This is a genomic window from Flavobacterium cyanobacteriorum (assembly GCF_002251835.1).
Classification (GTDB): domain Bacteria; phylum Bacteroidota; class Bacteroidia; order Flavobacteriales; family Flavobacteriaceae; genus Flavobacterium; species Flavobacterium cyanobacteriorum.
Genome location: NZ_NOXV01000029.1, coordinates 1 through 1,791 on the forward strand (window position 1 = coordinate 1; position 1,791 = coordinate 1,791).

Consider the following 1,791-nt stretch of genomic DNA (forward strand, 5'->3'; position numbering starts at 1 on the left):
TAAAAACTAACCATTCTTTTTTTTATTGTTTAGGACGCTATTGGGCTGAAATATATAAAATATCTATTTTTTAGCTATTTCCTGCTGCTAACATTTCATGTCCGTGGGCAGTTCACCATTTCTGCCCCAACTATAGGTTTCACTCAGGCCTGTGCCTCATCAACATTTAATACATTTAATTTTTCATTTTCATTTTTTCCTGTTCAGAGCCTTGGTGCCGGCAATCAGTTTATAGTAGAACTTTCTGACGCTGCGGGAAATTTTGGCAATCCCGTTATTGTTAAAACACTCAACAATACGACCTCGCCCGTATCAAGTAATTTTTCATTACCCACCAATACCTATGGCGAAGGATACCGCATAAGGATACGGAGTACAAATCCAGTAAAACTCAGCAATCCAAGTAATGCGTTTGCAGCATATTATGCCATACATAACCAGCCATTCTCAATAAATAATAATGCAGGTACAGTTTCAGTTTGCCAGGGTGGCAGTTTTACCCTTCAGGTTGACAATACCGGTACACCGGCATCACCGGTTTTTTACCCGCAGCTTAGCTATATATGGTATAAGAATTTTATAGAAATTCCCGGTGAGACAGGCGCTTCATTAAACGTGACAGAAGCCGGCTCCTATTATGTAATTGTAGATTATGGTACGTGTGTGCTTAACTCCTACTCTAATATTATAAATGTGCAGGTGTTGCCATCCCTCTCTCCTGTTATTACCTCGCAGGGTAATGCTACAACCATTTGCCCAGGCAACAGTATAACCCTTACCAGCAGTGTACAAAACACCGCCTATACCTATACATGGCATAAAGACAATGTGCCTGTAGCCGGTGTAAACAACCCTGTCTATGCTGCAACATCGGGAGGTGTGTATCATGTAAAAGTATCCAATGGGCCATGCTCATTTGAATCAAATGCCATAGTAATTGATGAAACAGATTTTAACCTGGATACAGACCCTGATACACAAACAGTGATAATGCCGGGGGAAAGCCTTACCATAACTGCTATAACTGACGCACAAAACCCGGTGTATAAATGGTACAGGAACGATATACTTATTACTGGGGCAACACAGGCTACATATAACGCAACACAGCAGGGCACTTATAAAGTTACCGTAACGCAGCCATCGCCGTGCAATATCACTAAAGAAAAAAATGTAACGCTGGCATATCCTTCTGCTTTCAATATTTCCATACAGCCAGAGGGCAGCTATACCGCATGCAGCGCTGCTTCGGTAACGCTGGCTATGAACCAGTTTAATGCCATAACGCCTTCCGGGGCTGTAAGCCTTATGGGCAATACTTACGGCTACTCATACCAATGGTTTAAGGACAATGTGGCAGTACCTTCGGCAACTACACCGCAAATTACCCTTAACACCCCGCAGCTAAACGGAACATATGTACTAAAAGTAACCCTCCCCGATTTTGGAGTAGTAAGCTCTAACGCCTTTACCGTAAATATACCTGTAGGTGCCGTAACAATTACAGGCGGCACTTCTATATGCCAAAATACCAGTACTGTTTTATCGTCATCGGTTACAGGCGCAGGGTTCACCTACCAGTGGTACAGGAACAACACCCTAATAACCGGAGCCAATAATCCCACTTTTGGAGCCAGTACCGCGGGCACTTATCACGTAATAATTACATCCGGAACCTGTACGGCACAGTCAAACAGCCTGGTATTAACCGTGCCTGTAATAACCATAAACAGCACCAACCCTGATGTTGACGTGATACTGCCCGGGCAGGTAAAGGCCATAACCGTTACC

At 43.3% G+C, this 1,791-nt stretch carries 1 protein-coding gene; it reads left to right on the forward strand.

Translation table 11 applies throughout. The annotated features are described in order from the left end of the window. Window positions 1-615: 615 nt before the first annotated feature. On the forward strand, window positions 616-1,791 hold a 1,176-nt coding region (locus CHU92_RS00225; protein WP_129582947.1), incomplete at its 3' end, for an immunoglobulin domain-containing protein.